This window comes from Paraburkholderia sacchari (assembly GCF_000785435.2).
Taxonomy (GTDB): domain Bacteria; phylum Pseudomonadota; class Gammaproteobacteria; order Burkholderiales; family Burkholderiaceae; genus Paraburkholderia; species Paraburkholderia sacchari.
The window spans coordinates 74536-94820 of record NZ_JTDB02000003.1 but is presented as its reverse complement, the minus strand read 5'-3'; the positions used below and the strand labels follow the sequence as shown (position 1 = coordinate 94820).

16 protein-coding genes and 1 pseudogene are annotated in these 20285 nt (G+C 64.8%); 3 read left to right on the top strand and 14 right to left on the bottom strand.

Annotated features, from left to right (window positions below; genetic code table 11):
* Positions 1–200: 200 nt before the first annotated feature.
* The 13 genes from clsB to NH14_RS12600 all read right to left on the bottom strand — a co-directional run bounded on the left by clsB (position 201) and on the right by NH14_RS12600 (position 15421).
* Positions 201–1553, bottom strand: a complete 1353-nt coding sequence (gene clsB / locus NH14_RS12660; RefSeq protein ID WP_035533035.1) for a cardiolipin synthase ClsB — start codon at positions 1551–1553, stop codon at positions 201–203.
* A gap of 53 nt (positions 1554–1606) precedes the next feature.
* Entirely contained in the window at positions 1607–2092 is a 486-nt protein-coding gene (gene nudB, locus NH14_RS12655) for a dihydroneopterin triphosphate diphosphatase (RefSeq protein WP_035533020.1), read from the bottom strand.
* Between the two features lie 154 nt (positions 2093–2246).
* Positions 2247–4052 (bottom strand): aspartate--tRNA ligase, encoded by a 1806-nt coding sequence (gene aspS / locus NH14_RS12650; RefSeq protein ID WP_035533019.1) that lies wholly within the window; start codon positions 4050–4052, stop codon positions 2247–2249.
* A gap of 63 nt (positions 4053–4115) precedes the next feature.
* Positions 4116–4745 (bottom strand): DUF502 domain-containing protein, encoded by a 630-nt coding sequence (locus tag NH14_RS12645; RefSeq protein ID WP_035533018.1) that lies wholly within the window; start codon positions 4743–4745, stop codon positions 4116–4118.
* A gap of 72 nt (positions 4746–4817) precedes the next feature.
* Positions 4818–5168: an FmdB family zinc ribbon protein gene (locus tag NH14_RS12640; protein ID WP_035533017.1), complete on the bottom strand. Its 351-nt coding sequence runs from the start codon at positions 5166–5168 to the stop codon at positions 4818–4820.
* 167 nt (positions 5169–5335) lie between these two features.
* A complete protein-coding gene (locus NH14_RS12635) occupies positions 5336–6037 on the bottom strand; it encodes a methyltransferase domain-containing protein (protein WP_084225896.1) in 702 nt (233 codons plus the stop codon).
* Between the two features lie 55 nt (positions 6038–6092).
* Entirely contained in the window at positions 6093–7670 is a 1578-nt protein-coding gene (ubiB, locus tag NH14_RS12630) for a ubiquinone biosynthesis regulatory protein kinase UbiB (protein WP_035533015.1), read from the bottom strand.
* A 3-nt stretch (positions 7671–7673) separates the two neighbouring features.
* A complete protein-coding gene (locus NH14_RS12625; RefSeq protein WP_052148457.1) occupies positions 7674–8345 on the bottom strand; it encodes a ubiquinone biosynthesis accessory factor UbiJ in 672 nt (223 codons plus the stop codon).
* 163 nt (positions 8346–8508) lie between these two features.
* Entirely contained in the window at positions 8509–9531 is a 1023-nt protein-coding gene (locus tag NH14_RS12620; protein ID WP_035533014.1) for a Tim44 domain-containing protein, read from the bottom strand.
* 36 nt (positions 9532–9567) lie between these two features.
* On the bottom strand, positions 9568–10299 hold the full coding sequence (gene ubiE / locus NH14_RS12615) for a bifunctional demethylmenaquinone methyltransferase/2-methoxy-6-polyprenyl-1,4-benzoquinol methylase UbiE (RefSeq protein ID WP_035533012.1): 732 nt from the start codon (positions 10297–10299) through the stop codon (positions 9568–9570).
* Positions 10300–10399: 100 nt separating this feature from the next.
* The gene (locus NH14_RS12610) at positions 10400–10813 is read right to left on the bottom strand and encodes a gamma-butyrobetaine hydroxylase family protein (protein ID WP_035533011.1); all 414 of its coding nucleotides are present in this window, start codon (positions 10811–10813) and stop codon (positions 10400–10402) included.
* A gap of 78 nt (positions 10814–10891) precedes the next feature.
* A complete protein-coding gene (locus NH14_RS12605) occupies positions 10892–11323 on the bottom strand; it encodes an HIT family protein (protein ID WP_035533009.1) in 432 nt (143 codons plus the stop codon).
* A 42-nt stretch (positions 11324–11365) separates the two neighbouring features.
* Positions 11366–15421, bottom strand: coding sequence for a DUF3683 domain-containing protein (locus NH14_RS12600; RefSeq protein ID WP_035533007.1), 4056 nt, complete (start codon positions 15419–15421; stop codon positions 11366–11368).
* A 582-nt stretch (positions 15422–16003) separates the two neighbouring features.
* On the opposite strand from NH14_RS12600, the gene ilvA reads away from it, so the two are divergent.
* The 3 genes and pseudogenes from ilvA to queF all read left to right on the top strand — a co-directional run bounded on the left by ilvA (position 16004) and on the right by queF (position 19383).
* Complete coding sequence (gene ilvA, locus NH14_RS12595; RefSeq protein ID WP_035533005.1) at positions 16004–17530, top strand: threonine ammonia-lyase, biosynthetic; 1527 nt, start codon at positions 16004–16006, stop codon at positions 17528–17530.
* Between the two features lie 12 nt (positions 17531–17542).
* Positions 17543–18448 (top strand): annotated as a pseudogene (locus NH14_RS12590) (5'-nucleotidase); the annotation flags it as partial.
* A 110-nt stretch (positions 18449–18558) separates the two neighbouring features.
* Positions 18559–19383 carry an NADPH-dependent 7-cyano-7-deazaguanine reductase QueF gene (queF, locus tag NH14_RS12585; RefSeq protein ID WP_035533003.1) on the top strand — a complete coding sequence of 275 codons (825 nt, stop codon included), beginning with the start codon at positions 18559–18561 and terminating at the stop codon, positions 19381–19383.
* Positions 19384–19481: 98 nt separating this feature from the next.
* On the opposite strand, the gene mtgA is transcribed toward queF, so the two are convergent.
* Complete coding sequence (mtgA, locus tag NH14_RS12580) at positions 19482–20285, bottom strand: monofunctional biosynthetic peptidoglycan transglycosylase (RefSeq protein WP_084225894.1); 804 nt, start codon at positions 20283–20285, stop codon at positions 19482–19484.

Here is a 20285-nt window from a genome sequence, read left to right as displayed (position 1 = left end):
TCACATCAAGGCCGAAATGAAATCGAACGGCCGTACTATTATTAAAGACAGCCGCTCGCGAAAACAAGAACTTTATTAGAAACCGATTTCTAGCCGGTACTCTAATTTTCGGGCATCGCGCGCCATGCACAAGCGAACATTTCTGGATTGCAGGCTTGTCGATTCGTATGGCAGGCGTGCATGCAGGGAGGATAAAGCGGCTAGTCGTAGCCGCCCACGGTGAGGAGTTTCATGGCCGCGCGGTAGAACGACCACGCCAGCCAGTTCAGCGCGCGCACCTGCCAGGGCCGCGCCTCGTAGCGCGCCCGGTCGATCTGCGGGGATTCTTCAAAGGCGCAGAGAATGGCGTCGCGCAGTCGCTCGATCTCCGCATGCTGCACGATCAGCACGTTGGCCTCGTTGTTGAGCACGAGCGAGAGCGCATCGAGATTCGAGGAGCCCACCGTCGCCCAGCTCGAATCGACCACCGCGACCTTGCCATGCAGCATGGTCTTCTCGTACTCAGCGATTTGCACGCCGGCGCTCAGTAGCTGGTGGTAGAGGAACGGCACGCCGTAGTCGAGCACCGCAAACTCTTTTCGTCCGATCAAAAGCTTGACGGCGACGCCGCGCTCGGCGGCCTCGAGAAGCGCGCGGCGCAGCCGGCGCCCCGGCATGAAGTACGGATTGGCGAGCAGCACTTCGTGGCGCGCCTCGCCGATCGCATCGAGATAAGCCTTCTCGATCGCGCGCCGGTTGACGACGTTGTCGCGCGCGACGAAAGCCACACACGCCACATGCGCCGCGCGCGGGTCGCGCACGCTCGCGCGCAGACGTTCGCGCAAGCGCGCAAACAGGCGCCCGGCAGGGCCCGAGCGCATAGCGGGCGAAAGTGCGCGCAAAGCATCGTCGACGATATGCGCCGATGAAGCATTCACAATCGTATGCCCGGTCGGGCGCGGCGCCAGGTAGCCCGCGCTCGCGGGAACGCCGGGCGACGGCATGCCCGCAGGCAACGGCGGCCGATGGCCGAGCCGGATGCGCCGCCATTGCTGCTCGAACGCGAGGCGCACGTCGACCACTACAGGACCATGCAATTCAACGGCGAAATCCCAGCGCGGATACGGCAGCGTCTTGCCGTCCTGCTCGAGGTCGTCGATCACGTTGATGCCGCCGCACGACGCGTACTGATCGTCGATCACAGCGAGCTTGCGATGCGTGCGCGAAAAACCGAAGCGCCCGAAGATATGCGGGTTGTAGACGCGATGCTCGATGCCGGCCGCGAGCCAGGCCTCGAAGAGCGCGAGATGAGGCGTGCCGATGCCGTCGGTAATCACGCGCACGCGCACGCCGCGCTGCGCCGCGCGCACGAGCGCCGCAGAGAGTGCGCGGCCGATCTCGTCGTCGCAGAAGATATAGGTTTCGATAGCGACGTCGCGCGTGGCGGCATCGATATGCTCGACCATCGCCCCGAAGAGTTCCGCGCCTGAGCAGAACAGGCGCACGTCGTTGCCGCTCGTGAAACGGTAGCGCGACCGATAGCGCCGCCCCAGCAGCACATCGCGCAGCCGCATTACGCGCTGCGAGTCTGTGCCAGATTCGGTGCCGGGTTCGGTGCGGGTATCGCTCACACCTGCGCCCCACGAAGCTGCTCGAGCCGCCCGGGCAGTTGCAGGATCGCTTCGCGATTCGACCAGGAGAAGCACTGCGCGGCCGCCTCTTCGTAAGGCAGCCATCGATACGCCACGTGCTCGCGCGGCGCGAGCGTGACGAGCGTGCCCTCGGGCACCTCGAGGCTGAACCAGTGCTCGGTGTTGCGCGTGACGCCCGGCGCATAGCGGTGCCGCCAGACCGGATAGATTTCGTACTCGATCTCGTGGCGCCAGTCACGCAGCGCGTGCTGCGGTACGTCCGGCGCGCCCACCACGATCCCGGTTTCCTCGGCAACCTCTCGAATAGCCGTTTCGACGTACGCCTCGTCGAGACGGTCCTTCGATCCGGTCACCGACTGCCAGAAGCCCGCCCGGTCGGCGCGCTCGATGATCAGGACTTCGAGCCGCGGGGTATGAATGACGACGAGTACGGATTGCGGAATCTTCGGCGGCTTCTGCATGGCGATGGTGCGCGACGGTACGTCTTGAGAGATACGCGGAGCAATGTGCGAAACAGCGCGCGGCGCTTGAATGATGAATTTAACGCAAAAAGCAAAAAAGGCGCACGATGCGCCTTTTTTGTGTTGCCGCCTTTTCTGTATTGGGTGACGCCGCTTATTGCGCCGTCTTCTGCTCGGGCTGACGCAGACGGATATGCAGTTCGCGAAGCTGACGCTCGTCCACTTCGCTCGGCGCCTGCGTGAGCAGACACTGCGCGCGCTGCGTCTTCGGGAATGCGATCACGTCGCGGATCGAGTCGGCGCCGGCCATCATCGTGACGATGCGGTCCAGACCGAACGCGATGCCGCCATGCGGAGGCGCGCCGTACTGCAGCGCGTCGAGCAGGAAGCCGAACTTCGCACGCGCTTCCTCAGCACCGATCTTGAGCGCGCGGAACACCTTGCTCTGCACGTCTTCCTGATAGATACGCACCGAGCCGCCGCCGATTTCCCAGCCGTTCAGCACCATGTCGTAAGCCTTCGCGAGGCAGCGGCCCGGATCCGTTTCCAGGTATTCCAGGTGCTCGTCCTTCGGGCTCGTGAACGGGTGGTGCGCGGCCACGTAACGGTTTTCTTCCTCGTCGTACTCGAACATCGGGAAGTCGATCACCCACAGCGGCTTCCAGCCCTTTTCGACGAGACCGTTGGCCTTGCCGAACTCCGAATGGCCGATCTTCAGGCGCAGCGCGCCGAGACTGTCGTTCACGACCTTCGCGCGGTCGGCCGCGAAGAAGATGATGTCGCCGTCTTGCGCGCCGGTGCGCTCGAGGATCGCGGCGATCGCGGCGTCGTGCAGGTTCTTGACGATCGGGCTTTGCAGGCCGTCACGGCCCTTCGCGGCTTCGTTGACCTTGATCCACGCGAGGCCCTTCGCGCCGTAGATGCGCACGAATTCCGTGTAGCCGTCGATGTCGCCGCGCGAGAGCTCCGCGCCCTTGGGCACGCGCAGCGCCGCGACGCGGCCGTCCTTCGTGTTGGCCGGTGCGCTGAACACCTTGAAGTCGACGTCCTTCATGGCGTCGGTCAGCTCGGTAAATTCGAGCTTCACGCGCAGGTCCGGCTTGTCCGAACCGAAGCGGCTCATGGCTTCCGAGTACGGCATGATCGGGAACTTCGCGTCGAGTTCGACGCCGATCGTTTCCTTGAACACGTGACGCGCCATGTCTTCGAACAGGTCGCGAATTTCCTGCTCGCCGAGGAACGACGTTTCGCAGTCGATCTGCGTGAATTCGGGCTGACGGTCGGCGCGCAGGTCTTCGTCGCGGAAGCATTTGACGATCTGGTAGTAGCGGTCGAAGTTCGCCACCATCAGCAACTGCTTGAAGAGCTGCGGCGACTGCGGCAGCGCGAAGAACTGGCCCGCGTTCACGCGCGACGGCACGAGGTAGTCGCGCGCGCCTTCGGGCGTGCTCTTCGTGAGCATCGGCGTTTCGATGTCGATGAAGCCGAGCGAATCGAGATACTTGCGCACGGCCATCGTCACGCGGTAGCGCAGGCGCAGATTGTGCTGCATCTGCGGACGGCGCAGGTCGAGCACGCGATGCGTGAGACGCGTGGTTTCCGAGAGGTTGTCGTCGTCGAGCTGGAACGGCGGCGTAACCGATGCGTTCAGCACCACGAGCTCGTGGCACAGCACTTCGATCTTGCCGCTCGTGAGATTCGCGTTGACCGTGCCTTCCGGACGGTTGCGCACGAGACCCTTCACCTGGACGCAGAACTCGTTGCGCACGCCTTCGGCAGTCTTGAACATCTCGGCGCGGTCGGGGTCGCACACCACCTGGACGAGGCCCTCGCGATCGCGCAGGTCGATGAAAATGACACCGCCGTGGTCGCGGCGGCGCTGCACCCATCCGCACAGCGAAACAGTTTGGCCCAGCAGCTGTTCGGTCACCAGACCGCAGTATTCAGATCTCATCGACATGATGTTCGTCTTTCGTTATGCATGAATGAACGGGAGCGCCGCATGCGGCGCGGCGTCCGGTATTTAAAGCGGGGGATCGATGGGGCGGCGGGAATTCGCGACCGGCGCGACGACGCCCATCGAAACAATATACTTGAGCGCGGCGTCGACCGTCATGTCGAGTTCGATCACCTCGCTCTTCGGCACCATCAGGAAAAAACCCGAAGTGGGATTGGGCGTGGTCGGCACATAAACGCTCACGTGCTCGCCCTGCAGATGGTTCACCACGTCGCCGCCCGGAATGCCGGTGAGGAACGCGATGGTCCAGGAGCCCTTGCGCGGGTACTCGATCAGGAGTGCCTTGCGAAAAGCATTGCCATTGCTGGAAAGCAGTGTATCGGAAACCTGCTGGATGCTGCTGTACAGCGGGCCCACGATCGGGATGCGGCGCACCAGCCCGTTCCACCACACCACCAGCTTCTGGCCGACGAAGTTGTGCGTGAGCAAGCCCACCAGGAAGATGAACGCCAGCGTGAGGATCGCGCCCAGGCCGGGCAGGTGCACCGGAGGCCGCCATGCTGCGGGCAGCAGGAGCAGCGTCTGGTCCATCGTGCCGATGACGAGATTCAGCACCCACAGCGTGATGGCCAAAGGCACCAGCACGAGAAGGCCGGTCAGGAATACCGATTTGAAGGTCGCTTTCTTGATCGTCATGTACACGCCATCCGGGCCGCGCGACGCGCGGCGCTTGCGCCGCCGGACTCAGGGGGAGCCTGGCAGCAGGTTTCAGGAGGTGCCGGCCGTGCCGGTCGCCGAGCTCGCGGAAGCGGCTGCGGGTGCGGCCGCGGGCGTTGCGGCGCTCGCGCCCTCGCCCGCCGGCTTGCTGCCCTCGGACGACGACGTGCCTTCGGCAGACTTCGCGCCGGTTGCCGCAGCGCTCGTGCCGCCGGACTGGCCGCCGCGGAAATCGGTGACGTACCAGCCCGAGCCCTTCAGCTGGAAGCCAGCCGCGGTGACCTGCTTGCGAAATGTGTCCGCGCCGCAGCTCGGGCACTGCGTCAGGGGCGCATCGCTGATCTTTTGCAGGACGTCCTTGTCGAAGCCGCACGACTCGCAGCGATAAGCGTAGATCGGCATGATCTCTTTCCTGATGAAACGGGTGAAATTCTGAGAAATGCTTGCAAAGCCTTGAATTATAGCCGCAAACGCTCCCCTGGCCCGGGATTTGCCGGGCCAGGTTGGGCGAAAGCGACGCTGCTGTAGCTGGGGGCGGCTTGCGCGCGATCAAGTGCGCGTGCGCGTTTTCACGTTCGCGACGACGGGGGTGGCGCGGCGGGCATGTCGTTGCGCTGCCACGTGAGCCAGCGCTCGCGGCCGACGAACACGGGCAGCGAGCCCTCCACGGGCTGGTCGTCGAGCAGCGTGAACCAAGGCGTTAGCAGCGCGTCGAGTTCGGTGCGCGAGATGCCGAACGGCGGCCCTTTTGGGGTATCGCCGAGAAAGAAGAAACCCGCCAGCAGCGCGCCCGGTGCAAGCAATGCCGCCATGCGCTGCGCGTAGTGCGGCCGGAGCGCCTTGGGCAGCGCGCATAGAAACGCGCGCTCGAAAATCCAGTCCGCCGCGAATGGCGGTTCGTAGGTGAAGAAGTCCGCTTCCTCGACCACATCCGCGAAATCGCCGAGCGCTACGCGCGCATTCGCCACCGCCGACGGCGCGAAATCGATCGCCCGCACGGTCCGGCCGCGCTCGGCCAGCCAGCGCGCTTCCCACGCGTTGCCGCAGCCAGGTATCAGCACGGCAGCGGCGGAATGAGCCTGCGCGAAAGACTCGAAGGCCGGCTGGACGCCGGCTTGATCCCATGGCGTGAAGCCGCGCTCGAAGCGCTCGTCCCAGAACTCGCGCGCGCCCGGGTCGCGCGTCTGGAACTCGGGCACCCCGTCGGGCACCCCGCCGGGCACGTCATCAGGCGCCCCGCCTGGCTGCTGGGGACAGGTCGGATCGTTCATCGTGTCACTCCTTGTCGGCGAAGCAGGTCGGTCTTGTCAGGGCCTGATTCGCGCCTCATCCACCATACGCCAGCGTCAGCCACATGCGCGCAGCGACCATGCCCACCCCCACCGCCACGCCGAACAGCACGAGGCCCTGCAGCAGGCGATTGGTGCGGCGCTGCTCGGCAAGAATCTGGCGAATGGTGTCGTCATTGGCGAGATGCGCGGGGGCCTGGCGATGCAGCAGCGCCTGGTGCACGAGACGCGGCAACTGCGGCAGCGTCTTGCTCCACTGCGGCGCCTCGATCTTGAAACGCTCGTACCAGCCGCGCAGGCCGATCTGCTCGGTCATCCAGCGTTCAAGATAAGGCTTGGCCGTTTTCCAGAGATCCAGTTCCGGATCGAGCGAGCGCCCAAGACCTTCGACGTTGAGCATGGTCTTTTGCAGCAGCACGAGCTGCGGCTGGATCTCCACATTGAACCGCCGCGAGGTCTGGAACAGACGCAGCAGCACCTGGCCGAGCGAAATGTCCTTGAGCGCGCGATCGAAATACGGTTCGCAGACGGCGCGGATCGCGCTCTCCAGCTCCTCGACGCGCGTGGTGGGCGGCACCCATCCCGATTCGATGTGCAGCGTGGCGACGCGGTGATAGTCGCGCTTGAAGAATGCGAGGAAGTTCTGCGCGAGGTAGTTCTTGTCGAAGTCCGAGAGCGCCCCGACGATGCCGAAATCGAGTGCGATGTAGCGCCCGAAATGCGCGGGGTCGAGACTGACCTGGATGTTGCCGGGGTGCATGTCGGCATGAAAGAAGCCGTCGCGGAACACCTGCGTGAAGAAAATTTCCACGCCCTCGCGCGCGAGCTTCGGAATGTCGACGCCGGCCGCACGCAGCTTGTCCACCTGGCTGATCGGCACGCCCACCATGCGCTCCATCACGAGCACGTCCGGCGCGCTGAACTCCCAGTACATCTCCGGCACGAGCAGCAGGTCGAGGCCCACGAAATTGCGGCGCAGCTGGCTGCCGTTGGCGGCCTCCCGCATGAGGTCGAGTTCGTCGTGCAGGTATTTGTCGAATTCGGCCACCACTTCGCGCGGCTTCAGGCGCTTGCCGTCGGCCCACAGGCGCTCGGCCCATACGGCGATGTCGCGCAGCAGCAGCAGGTCCGAATCGATCACGGGCCGCATGTTCGGGCGCAGCACCTTCACCGCCACGGCCTTGCCCGCATGCTGGCCGGACTTCACCTTCGCGAAGTGCACCTGAGCGATCGAGGCGCTCGCCACCGGCACGCGCTCGAATTCGTCGAACAGCGTGTCGACGGGCGCGCCCAGCGATTTTTCGATGATGTCGATTGCCACCTGCGATTCGAACGGCGGCACCTGGTCCTGCAGCTTCGCGAGTTCGTTGGCGATTTCGAGCGGCAGCAGGTCGCGGCGCGTGGAGAGCACCTGGCCGAACTTCACGAAAATTGGCCCGAGGCTTTCGAGCGCGAGGCGCAGGCGCACGCCGGGCGGCTGATCGAACTTGCGGCCAATGGTTGTGATGCGCAGCAAGAGTGCAACGCGCCGGTCATTGATCCGGCTCAACATCATTTCGTCGAGTCCGAAGCGGATGACCGTAAAGAAGATCTTCAGGAAACGCAGAAAACGCATGTTTTAGTGGCCTGTTGTCTGGCTCGGGCCGCGCGGTGCGGTGCTCGACGGCACCGCCTGGGTACCGTTCGCGGCGCCACGCGCTTGTGATTTTTGTTCGAGGCGCTCGATGCGCTTCTCAACGCGCGCCAATGCATCGCGCGCGCGCGACAACTCTGCGTTGAAGCCGTCGAGCTCGGCGCGCCGCACGAGTTGCGGCTTCTCGTCGAGCAGGTATTCGGTCACGGAGCCGAGCACGTTGCGCCCCGTGCGCAATGCCTGCTCATGCACCGTGCGCGCAAGCGTCGCGACACGCGACGCCGGCGCGTCGCCGATCAGCTTCGCGAGGTCCTCTTCAGGCTCCCAGCGCAGGTGTTCCGCCAGCTTGCCGATGATCTGCGCAAATTCGGCGTCGCCCTCGATCTTCACGTGCTTCATGACGGCGGACTGGCCGCCCTGCACGTACGAAGAAAGCGCGCCGGCCGGCAGCGAAAGCGCGACATCCGCGCAGTGCGCGTCGTGCTCTTCGACCGCCGCCAGGTAGCCTTCGGGCTCCACGAGCAGCGTGAGCACGACCGGCGGGCAAGACAGGCGCGCCGTCTTGCCGGCATAAGGTGCGAGGCGGTTGCGAGCCCACGATTCGCGGGCGAGCAGGTGATTGACAGCGGCGGCGAAAGGCTTGGCGGCGAGAGTCATCGGCGTGGAATAAAAAAACCCGCGCGGGCTCCAGCTCGCGCGGGTTCCTATTGTAGCGTTCGCGCAGTCCGATCGCGCCTTGCCGGGGTCCTGGCCACCTGGCTAACGCGCGCCACCAGGCTGCGCGGGATCAACGCTGCATCAATGCCAACTCATTGGTCGGTCAATGCGATTCGACCTGCTGGATACCGGCCAGCAGCCAGCCCTCGCCGGAAGTGCGCGACTTCGAGAGATTCCAGATCTCGACGAACGGCGCGGCGGCAGCGCCCGCGTCTTCGCGGATCAGGCCGGAGAAGCGCACGCTCGCAAGATATTCGTTACCGCGCTCCTCCACCGCGAGCAGGTCGGCGTTGAGCTGAACGACGTCGGTCTGATTGGGCTGCGTGCCGCGGCCTGCCAAGTCGACACGGATCTCGGCGAACATCTCGGGCGTGGTGAATTCGCGGATATCCTCGATGTTGCCCACGTCCCACGCGGCCTGCAGGCGTACGAAATAAACTTTCGCGTTGCGCACGAACGCCTCGGTGTCGAAGCCTGCCGGAACGGTCGGCGCCGTGTCGGCGTGCGGCGTGTTGAGCGAATTGGCTTCAGGCGCGAGGTATTGACCCGTGGAGCCCGTGGCCGGCGCCGGGTAGCGCGGCTCGGACGACGGGTAGCCGCCCATCTGGTTCAGTCCGCCGGAGGGCGACAAGCCTGCGCCGCCCGCCTGATACGCCGGCTGCGGCCCACGGCGACGCGCCATGAACTTGCGGATCAGCCAGATGGCGATGAACGCGATCAGCGCGATCACGATCATGTTCGCCATCATGCCGGCGAACGCCTCGCCTAGCCCGAAATGTGACAGCAGCGCCGCGATGCCGAGGCCAGCCGCGAGGCCCGCGATCGGCCCGAGCCAGCGATTGCGCGCCGGAGCGGGCGTGGGTGCCGGCGTAGCGGGGGCGCGCTGGGCGCCAGCCTGCTGCGCGGGATTCGTGGGGCTCGGCTGGGCCGGTGGCGGCGTGGTGCTGCGCTGCGAGGCCACCGACGATTGCTTGCCGATGCTGCGGCCGCCACCCATGCGGCGCGCCTCGGCATCGAACGATGCCAAGCTTCCCGCCACCATCACGCCGACGAGGGCCAGAACTCCGATCCGCCTGACCCACGATACTGAAAGCTTTTTGGAAGCAATGCTTCGGGACTCAGACATGGCGGAATTTCCTTTAAAGACAGAGAGTTGGGAACACTAATACTTTGTGCCGACGTGTAAGGCTACCACGCCAGCTGACAAATTGTAATATTTGACGGCATCGAGGCCAGCTTGTTCCATCATCGTCTTCAATGTTTCCTGATCGGGGTGCATGCGGATCGACTCGGCAAGATAGCGGTAGCTATCGGCGTCTTGTGCAAAGCGCGAGCCCAGCCACGGCAGCACCTTGAAAGAGTACACGTCGTAGGCCTTCTTGAGCGGCTCCCAGACCTTGGAGAATTCGAGCACGAGCAGGCGTCCGCCCGGCTTGAGCACGCGGCGCATCTCGGCGAGCGCGGCGTCCTTATGCGTCATGTTGCGCAGGCCGAAGGCCACCGTCACCACGTCGAAGTAGTTGTTCGGAAAGGGAATTTTCTCGGCGTCGCAAAGCAGCGCCGGTGTGATCACGCCGCGGTCGATGAGCCGGTCGCGGCCCACGCGCAGCATCGACTCGTTGATGTCGGTGTGCCAGACCTCACCCGTCGGGCCGGCCTTCTTCGCGAACGCCATGGAGAGGTCGCCCGTGCCGCCCGCGATATCGAGCACCCGGGCGCCCGGCCGCACGTTGGCCTGCGCGATCGTGAACGCCTTCCAGGCGCGATGCAGCCCGCCCGACATCAGGTCGTTCATCAGGTCGTAGTTCGAGGCGACCGAATGGAACACGCCGGCCACCTTCTTCGCCTTGTCCTGTTCGTCGACTGTTTCGTAGCCGAAGTGGGTTTTGCTCATCGCGCTCGTCCTTTCGCGGGTCTGACCGGATCGCGTCCGGTCTTATTGGATGAAGTGCAGCGCGTGAGCGCCGCGGCGGGCAGGATCGTAACAGGAAGCGTCAGTGGCAGTGGCCATGCGCAGCAGGCGGCGGGGCCATGGGGGTGTCGCGCTCGACGCCGGCGGCCTCGAGCTTCGCGAAATACTCTGCCCAGAGTTCGTCCTGGCGCGTCGCCAGCTCGTAAAGCTGGTCCCAGGAGTAGATGCCGGTATTGTGGCCGTCGGAGAAGGTGGGCTGCAGCGCGTAGTTGCCGACCGCTTCGAGCGCCGTGATCGTCACTTCGCGCTTGCCCGTTTGCAGCGTCTCCTGCCCGGGCCCGTGGCCGCGCGCTTCCGCCGATGGCGTATAGACGCGTATCAGCTCGAACGGAATGCGATAGCTCTCGCCGTTTCCGTACTGGAGTTCGAGCACGCGCGACAGCGCATGCACCACGATGCCGGTCGGCACCGGCGTATCGGCTCTCATTCCACTCATGATTGTTTCTGTCCCTCCCTCAATGTCGCCGGCACGCACAGGCACGCAAGGCATGGCACCCGTGCGTAGCGCTCTGGCTCAGGCAAGCGCCTGGTCGATTTCCTGACGCACCGCGTCGCGCAGCAGCGTGGCCTGGGCGCGGCGCTGCCCGAGCATGGCCTCCGAGACCGTTCGCTGGCGCGGCGACCAGACCGACATCGGAAAATGCGCGTCGTTCGTGAAGCGCGGAATCACGTGCCAGTGGACGTGCGGCACCTGGTTGCCGAGGCTCGCGAGATTCACCTTCGATGGATGCATCACGCGGCGCAGCGCCCGCTCGACCGCGTAGACCGCGCGCATCAGATGTTCCCGGTCTTCGTCGCGCAGATCCGAGAATTCGGCGACGTGCGTATTCCAGATGACCCGGCAAAAGCCCGGATACTCAGTTTCGGCGGTGGCGAGCACGACGCGCATACGCTCGTCTTGCCACAGCACATCGCCGCCTTCCTCATTGCAGAATACGCATCCCATCGTCGTCCTCGAACCGGTGTTACGGAAAATTTGGCGCTGCCATTAGACCAGCACGCGCTCGATTCCGCCATTGTTCGCCTTCTGAACGTAGTCCGCCATCCAGTTTTCGCCAAGCACGTGTCGGGCAATTTCCACCACGATGTAGTCGGCTTCGATGTTGGCGTCCTCGTTGTACCGCGACAGCCCCTGGAGACACGACGGGCAGCTCGTCAGAATCTTCACATCCTGCGTGCCGCCCTGCCCGCCCGCTTCCTGCTGCGTAGCCGGCTGCACCCCGTTTGCTCCGCTTATGCCACTCGCGACGATCGGAATGCCGCGCAGTTTCGCCGCACCCTTGCGAATTTCCTCTTCCTTGCGGAAACGCACCTGCGTCGAGATATCGGGACGCGTCACGGCGAGCGTGCCCGATTCGCCGCAGCAGCGCTCGTTCTTCTCGATCTTGTAGCCATCGTGTTCAGAACCCATCAGCTCATTCACGAGCTTGACCGGGTCGATCGTCTTGATCGGCGTGTGGCACGGGTCGTGATACATGTAGCGCGTGCCGGAGACGCCATCGAGCTTGATGCCCTTCTCGAGCAGGAACTCATGGATGTCGATGATGCGGCAGCCCGGGAAGATCTTGTCGAATTCATAACCGGCGAGCTGGTCGTAGCAGGTCCCGCACGACACCACCACCGTCTTGATATCGAGGTAGTTGAGCGTGTTCGCGACGCGGTGGAACAGCACGCGGTTATCGGTGACGATCTTCTCGGCCTTGTCGTACTGGCCCGAGCCGCGCTGCGGATAGCCGCAGCACAGATAGCCCGGCGGCAGCACGGTCTGCACGCCCGCCTCCCAGAGCATCGCCTGAGTGGCGAGACCCACCTGCGAGAACAGCCGCTCCGAGCCGCAACCCGGGAAGTAGAACACCGCCTCCGAATCCACGTTCGTGGTCTTCGGGTTGCGGATGATCGGCACGATCTTGTTGTCTTCAATGTCGAGCAGCGCGCGCGCCGTCTTCTTCGGCAGGTTGCCCGGCATCTTCTTGTTGACGAAGTGGATCACCTGCTCGACCACGGCCGGCTTGCCGGTGGACGCGGGCGGATGCGCCGTCTGCTTCTTCACGACCTTCTTGAGCAGGTCGTGGCCGAGGCGCTGCGCCTTGTAGCCCACGCCCATCATCGCTTCGCGCGCGAGGTTGATGGTTCGCGGGTTGGTCGCGTTCAGGAAGAACATGCCCGCCGCGTTGCCGGCGTTGAACTTCTTCTTGCCCATCTTGCGCAGCAGGTTGCGCATGTTCATGGTGACGTCGCCGAAGTCGATCTTGACCGGGCACGGCGTCACGCACTTGTGGCAGACCGTGCAGTGGTCGGCCACGTCGTTGAACTCGTCCCAGTGCTTGATCGACACGCCGCGGCGCGTCTGCTCTTCGTACAGGAACGCCTCGACTAGCAGCGAAGTCGCAAGAATTTTGTTGCGCGGGCTGTAGAGCAGGTTCGCGCGCGGCACGTGCGTCGCGCACACGGGCTTGCACTTGCCGCAGCGCAGGCAGTCCTTCACCGATTCCGCAATCGCGCCGATGTCGGACTGCTGCATGATCAGCGACTCGTAGCCCATCAGCCCGAACGACGGCGTGTAGGCGTTGCGCAGGTCGGCGCCGTCGAGCAGCTTGCCCTTGTTGAAGCGCCCTTGCGGGTCGACGCGCTGCTTGTAGGCGCGGAATTCGGCGATCTCCTCGTCGGTGAGGAATTCGAGCTTGGTGATGCCGATGCCGTGCTCGCCCGAGATCACGCCGTCGAGCGAGCGTGCGAGCTTCATGATGCGCGCGACCGAATGGTGCGCGTCCTGGAGCATCTCGTAGTTGTCCGAGTTGACCGGAATGTTGGTGTGCACGTTGCCGTCGCCGGCGTGCATGTGCAGCGCCACGAACACGCGGCCGCGCAGCACCTTCTTGTGGATCGCCTGAGCTTCGTCGAGGATCGGCTTGAACGCGCCGCCGTTGAAGATCTGGCGCAGTTCCGCGCGAATCTCCTGCTTCCACGAGATGCGCACCGTGCGGTCCTGGGTGACGTGGAACACGGTGGCGTCGGGCTGGACGTCGGTGCGATCGGCGAACTTTTCCGCGAGTGCCTCGTAGCCCAGCTGCACGAGATAGTGCTGCGCCTCGCGCAGCGGCATGTCGAGCTTCTCGCCCACGAAGGTCCAGCGCTCGCGCACGCGCTTGAGCAAGTCGAGCGCCTGCTGCACGCGGTCTTCGAGCAGTTCGGCCGACGGGATTTCGTTGGCGTCGTCGGTCTTGCCGAGCGGCAGCTTCCCTTCCTTGAAAAACGCTTCGAGCGCGTCCACGAGCTGAAGCTTGTTCTTGATCGACAGCTCGATATTGATGCGCTCAATGCCGTCTGTGTACTCGCCCATGCGGTCGAGCGGAATCACGACGTCTTCGTTGATCTTGAACGCGTTGGTGTGCTTCGCGATCGCGGCGGTGCGGCTGCGGTCGAGCCAGAAGCGCTTGCGCGCCTCGGCGCTCACGGCGACAAACCCCTCGCCGCTCTTGCCGTTCGCCATGCGGATGACTTCCGAGGTGGCGGTGGCCACGGCATCGGCGTCGTCGCCGACGATGTCGCCGATCAGCACCATCTTCGGAAACGCGTTGCGCTTGCTCTTGGTCGCGTAGCCGACAGCGCGCAGATAGCGCTCGTCCAGATGCTCGAGGCCGGCCAGGATCGCGCCGCCCTTCTTCGACGTCTCGAACAGGTAGTCCTTGATCTCGACGATGCTCGGAATCGCCTCGCGCGCCTGGCCGAAGAACTCCAGGCACACGGTGCGCGTGTGCGCGGGCATCTTGTGCAGCACCCAGCGCGCGGACGTGATGAGCCCGTCGCAGCCTTCCTTCTGCACGCCGGGCAGGCCCGCGAGGAATTTATCGGTGACGTCCTTGCCGAGGCCTTCCTTGCGGAAGCGCTTGCCTTCGATGTCGAGCCATTCGGTGCGCAGCAGCTTTTCACCCGGCGCATGTTCGCCGTCGAACCACTTGAGCTCGAAGCGCGCCACGGGAACGTCGTGGATCTTGCCGAGGTTATGGTCGAGTCGCGTGACTTCGAGCCAGTTGCCCTCGGGGTCGACCATGCGCCACCACGCGAGGTTGTCGAGCGCCGTGCCCCACAGCACGGCCTTCTTGCCGCCCGCGTTCATCGCGATGTTGCCGCCGATGCAGGAGGCGTCGAGCGAGGTCGGGTCGACCGCGAACACGAAGCCCGCCGAGTCGGCGGCCTCTGTCACTCGGCGCGTGACCACGCCCGCGCCCGAGAAGATCGTCGCGACCTTGCGGTCGACGCCGGGCAGATCGGTCATTTCGACGGGGCCGAGCTGCTCGAGCTTTTCGGTGTTGATGACGGCCGAGAACGGCGTGAGCGGCACCGCGCCGCCCGTATAGCCCGTGCCGCCGCCGCGCGGGATCACCGTGAGGCCCAGTTCGAAGCAGGCCTTGATGAGGCCCGCGATCTCGGCTTCGGTGTCGGGCGTGAGGACCACGAACGGATATTCGACGCGCCAGTCGGTTGCGTCGGTCACGTGCGCGACGCGCGCCATGCCGTCAAAGCGGATGTTGTCCTTCTGCGTGCGGCGGCCGAGCACCTTGGTGGCGCGGCGGCGCAGGTCGGCCATCTTCTCGAATTCGGCGGCGAACTCGTCGATGGCGCGGCGGGTGGCGGCGACCAGCGTTTCGACGCGCGCGGCGCGGTCCACGCCGTCCTGATCGGCGTGCTCCTGGAGGTCGGCGCGGCGGCGCTTCTCGATTTCGGCGAGGCGGTGGTTCAGCGCCTCGATCAGGAGCGTGCGGCGCTTCGGATTGTCGAGCAGGTCGTCCTGCAGATACGGATTGCGGCGCACGACCCAGATGTCGCCGAGCACCTCGTAGAGCATGCGTGCCGATCGGCCGGTACGGCGTTCGGCGCGCAGCTCGGCGAGCGCGTTCCATGCATCCTCGCCTAGCAGGCGGATGACAATTTCGCGATCCGAAAAGGACGTGTAGTTGTACGGAATCTCGCGCAGGCGCGGTTCGACATCGGCGGCCACGGCAGCAGCGGCGCCGTGAGGATCGAAAACTTGAGGTGCGTTCATGGTTGGACGACTCTTGGTGACAGCCCCGCTCATGTGGCTCGCTGATATTGCTCGCAGCGGGCAAGGCGGACGCTGACGGGGCGCGTGGGGCGCTATTCTGAAATCGTGTCCGCCGGTGGCTCGCGGCTGGCGCGCAGTGGCGCGCTGTTGGCTCGCGGTTGGCTGATAGCGGACTTTAGGGGTGGGCAAGCATGGCGGCTGCACTCACGCCGATGGTTCCCCGGCGCTCGGACTTAGCGGCACGATCGTGCGTGCCGGACTTGCCGCGGCGCCGCGGGGCGGGTCTCGCGCCGCGCGGGCATCAAATGGGCTGTCCGAGTCTGCCTGTGCATCTTCCGATCCTTGTTTCAAAAAGCGATTTTAACGCATGATCCGCGCCCGCGCTGACGGTGCCGGGAACTTTGCCATCTTGTAAACGCCAGTCTCTGTCATTCGCGCGACAGGCAGGTGATAGGGACGTGACACATCGAGCCGCAATGGATTCGCCGTCCGGACAGTCGGGAATTGGTCCGCTGCTGGGACGATCATTGGCGCTATCATTTACGTTTTCCCGTCAAATCCCGCGCCCGACGCATCCCTCGCATGGCCTCCCACGACGATTATCTGAAAAAAGTTCTCACCGCCCGCGTCTACGACGTGGCCCGCGAGACCGAACTGGAGCGCGCGCCGAACCTCTCGGCGCGCCTGCGCAACACCGTCCTGCTCAAGCGCGAGGACAACCAACCCGTGTTCTCTTTCAAGCTGCGCGGCGCCTACAACAAGATGGCGCACCTCACGCCCGCGCAACTCGAACGCGGCGTGATCACCGCCTCGGCCGGCAATCATGCCCAGGGCGTGGCGCTTTCCGCCGCGCGGCTCGGCGTGAAGGCCGTGATCTGCGTGCCGGTCACCACGCCCCAGGTCAAGGTCGACGCGGTGCGCGCCCACGGCGGTCCCACCGTCGAAGTCGTGCAGGCCGGCGAATCGTATAGCGACGCCTACGCGCACGCCGTGCGCCTGCAGGAAGAACGCGGCCTGACCTTCGTGCATCCGTTCGACGATCCGCATGTGATCGCCGGCCAGGGCACCGTGGCGATGGAGGTGCTCAGCAAGCATCAGGCCCCGATTCACGCGATCTTCGTGCCGATCGGCGGCGGCGGACTTGCGGCGGGCATGGCCGCATATGTAAAGGCGGTGCGCCCCGAGATCCGCGTGATCGGCGTGCAGACGGACGATTCGTGCGCGATGGCGCAGTCGATGAAGGCGGGCAAGCGCGTGGAGCTGAGCGAAGTCGGCCTGTTCTCGGACGGCACGGCGGTCAAGCTCGTGGGCGAGGAAACCTTCCGGCTGTGCCACCAGTATCTGGACGAGGTGCTCACGGTGGACACCGACGCACTGTGCGCGGCCATCAAGGACGTCTTCCAGGACACGCGCAGCGTGCTGGAGCCGGCGGGCGCGCTGGCCGTGGCGGGTGCGAAGCAGTACGCGGAGCGCGAGGGCGTCACGGGCCAGACGCTGGTGGCGGTGACCTCGGGCGCGAACATGAACTTCGACCGCATGCGCTTCGTGGCCGAGCGCGCGGAGGTGGGCGAGGCGCGCGAGGCGGTGTTCGCGGTGACGATCCCCGAGGAGCGCGGCAGCTTCAAGCGTTTCTGTGAACTCGTGGGCACGCGCAGCGTGACCGAGTTCAACTACCGCATCGACGACGCCGAGCGCGCGCACATCTTCGTGGGCGTGCAGATCCGCAATCGCGGCGAGTCGCAGCAGATCGCGCAGGCCTTCGTCGATCACGGTTTCCCGTGCGTGGACCTTACCGGCGACGAGCTCTCGAAGCAGCACATCCGCTACATGGTGGGCGGGCGCTCGCCGCTCGCGCACGACGAGCGGCTGTTCCGCTTCGAGTTCCCGGAGCGTCCGGGCGCGCTGATGCGCTTTCTCTCGTCGATGGCCCCGAACTGGAACATCAGCCTGTTCCACTACCGCAACCAGGGCGCGGATTACAGCTCGATTCTCGTGGGCATTCAGGTGCCGGCGGCCGAAGACGCGGAGTTCCGCCGCTTTCTCGCCACGCTCGGATACCCGCATTGGGAAGAGACGCAGAATCCGGCTTACCGGTTGTTTCTCGCATAAAGCACGACGATCATGGCCGTTTCGCTCTCTGACAAGCTCGTCGTCGCCATCTCTTCGCGCGCGCTGTTCGACTTCGAAGAAGAGAACCGCGTCTACGAGACCGGCGAGTTGCGCGATTACGAGGCGTTGCAGCGCGAACGCCTGAATGTGCCCGCGCGGCCCGGCGTCGCGTTCGCGCTGATCCAGAAGCTGCTCGCGCTCAATAACGGTGCGCACCACGTGGAAGTGGTGATCCTCTCGCGCAGCGATCCCATCAGCGGGCTGCGGGCCTTCAATTCGTGCCGCGAGCATCAACTCGACGTGCAGCGCGGCGTGTTCACGCGCGGGCGCGAGCCGTGGCGCTATCTCAAGCCGCTCAACGCGTCGCTGTTTCTCTCGGCGAACCCCGAGGACGTGCGCGGCGCGCTCGACGCCGGCTTCCCCGCCGCGCGTGTGTTGCCACGCGTCGAAGCAAATTCGGCGACAATGTCGGAACGCAATGCGCACGAGATTCGCATCGCGTTCGACGGCGATGCGGTGCTGTTTTCCGACGAAGCCGAGCAGATCTTCCAGCGCGAGGGCTTGAGCGCGTTCGTGAGCCACGAGCGCGACAATCGTGAGCTGCCGCTCGCGCAAGGGCCGCTCAAGCCGCTGCTCGAAGCACTCGACCGGCTGCAAAAGCTCGCCGACGCCAATGCGACGATGCGCATCCGCACTGCGCTCGTGACGGCGCGCTCGGCGCCCGCGCATGAGCGCGCGATCCGCACGCTGATGGCCTGGAACATCGAAATCGACGAAGCGATGTTCCTCGGCGGACTCGACAAAGGCCCGTTCCTGCGCGAGTTCGAACCGGACTTCTTCTTCGACGACCAGATCCGCCATTGCGAATCGGCCCGCTCGGTCACGGCGACCGGCCATGTGGCAAGCGGCGTGGCCAATCCCGCGAATCCGGCAAATCGCGCGGCGCGCCCGAGCGCAAAGAGCGCAATAAGCGCAACGATCGCGACGAGCAACGCGTCGAACGACGTACCCACTGAAACCAGCGCATCATGACTCCCGAACAATCTCCGCTCGGCAAGGCCGCGACCTACACCGAGCATTACGACGCCTCGCTGCTGTTTCCGATCCCGCGCGCGGGTGCGCGCGAAACAATCGGCATCGGCGCGCAACTGCCCTTCTTCGGCACCGATATCTGGAACGCGTACGAGCTTTCGTGGCTCAATGCGCGCGGCAAGCCGCAGATTGCCATCGCCACGTTCTTCATTCCCGCCGATTCGCCCAACATCGTCGAATCGAAGTCGTTCAAGCTTTATCTGGGCTCGTTCGCGCAAACGCCGTTCGAATCCGCCGACGTGGTGCGCGACACCATCAAGCGCGATGTGTCGGCGGCGTGCGGCGCTTCGGTTTCCGTGCGGCTCGATCAGCCGGGCGCGTTCGGCAAAATCCCGTTCGAGGAATTCGACGGCCTGTCGCTCGACCGGCTCGATCTGGACACCGAGATCTATCACCCGGACCCGACGCTGCTCAAGTCCGCTCAGGACGAGTCGCCCGTTGAGGAGACGCTGATATCCAACCTGCTGAAGTCGAACTGCCCCGTGACGGGCCAGCCCGACTGGGGCAGCGTGCAGATTCATTACGTGGGACCGCAGATCGACCAGGCGGGCCTGCTGCGCTACATCATTTCGTACCGCAATCACACGGGCTTCCATGAGCAATGCGTCGAGCGCATCTTCATGGACATCCTGCGCGAGTGCAAACCGGACAGGCTCGCGGTGTACGCGCGCTACACGCGGCGCGGCGGCCTCGACATCAATCCGTTCCGCACCAACTTCAACATGCCGATGCCGGATAACGCGCGGCTTGCGCGCCAATAAGCCGCAATAGCGGGAGTTGATACAAAAAGCGCCGGTTCGTCCGGCGCTTTTTGCTTGCGTGTCGTTTGCGTGTCGTTTGAGCTGATGGCCTATTGCGGCTATTGCGACGAAGGCGGGAGCTCTGCAGCGCCCATGCGGCGCGCAATCACCCTCGCGCGCTGAGCGAGATATGGCGAGTTGCGGTGCTCGTCGAAATACTTCGGCTGCGGCAGCATGACCGCCAGCCGGGCCGCCTGCCACGGCGTGAGCTTCGCCGCCGTCGTTCGATAGTAGTAGCGCGCGGCGGCCTGCGCGCCGTAGACGCCATTGCCCCACTCCACCGAATTCAGATAGATCTCGAAGATGCGCTCCTTGTCGAGCAGCGTCTCCAGCATCCACGTGATGATGAGTTCCTGGCCCTTGCGGATATAGCTCTTCTCGCGCGATAGAAACAGGTTGCGCGCAAGTTGCTGCGTGATCGTCGAGCCGCCGCGCACGATGTGGCCGCGCTTCTTGTTGCGCTCCCACGCCTGCAGAATGGCATCGGTTTCGTAGCCGTTGTTATTGGCGAAATTGGCGTCCTCGGACGCAATGATCGCGCGCTTGAGATTGCGCGAGATCTGGTCGTAGGGCACCCACTGGTGCTGGATGTCGAGGTCGGGACGGTCGGCGGAAAGTCGCGCCTCGTCGCTGCGCATGAAGGCCGTCGATTGCGGATCGGCGAAATTCCAGACGGCGATCTGCGCGAAGTAGAAAAGCTGCATTCCAACCCAGGCGGCGCCGAACACCAGCGCCACGTAGGCGAGCCAGCGCAGCAAGCCGGGGCGCTTCGCGTTCAGCGCGGCAACGCTGTGCGCGAACGGCTCGGCATGTTGTCCATTGCCGAGCCCTGCTGCGCGCTGTCCCGTGGCTTCTCTGCGCAT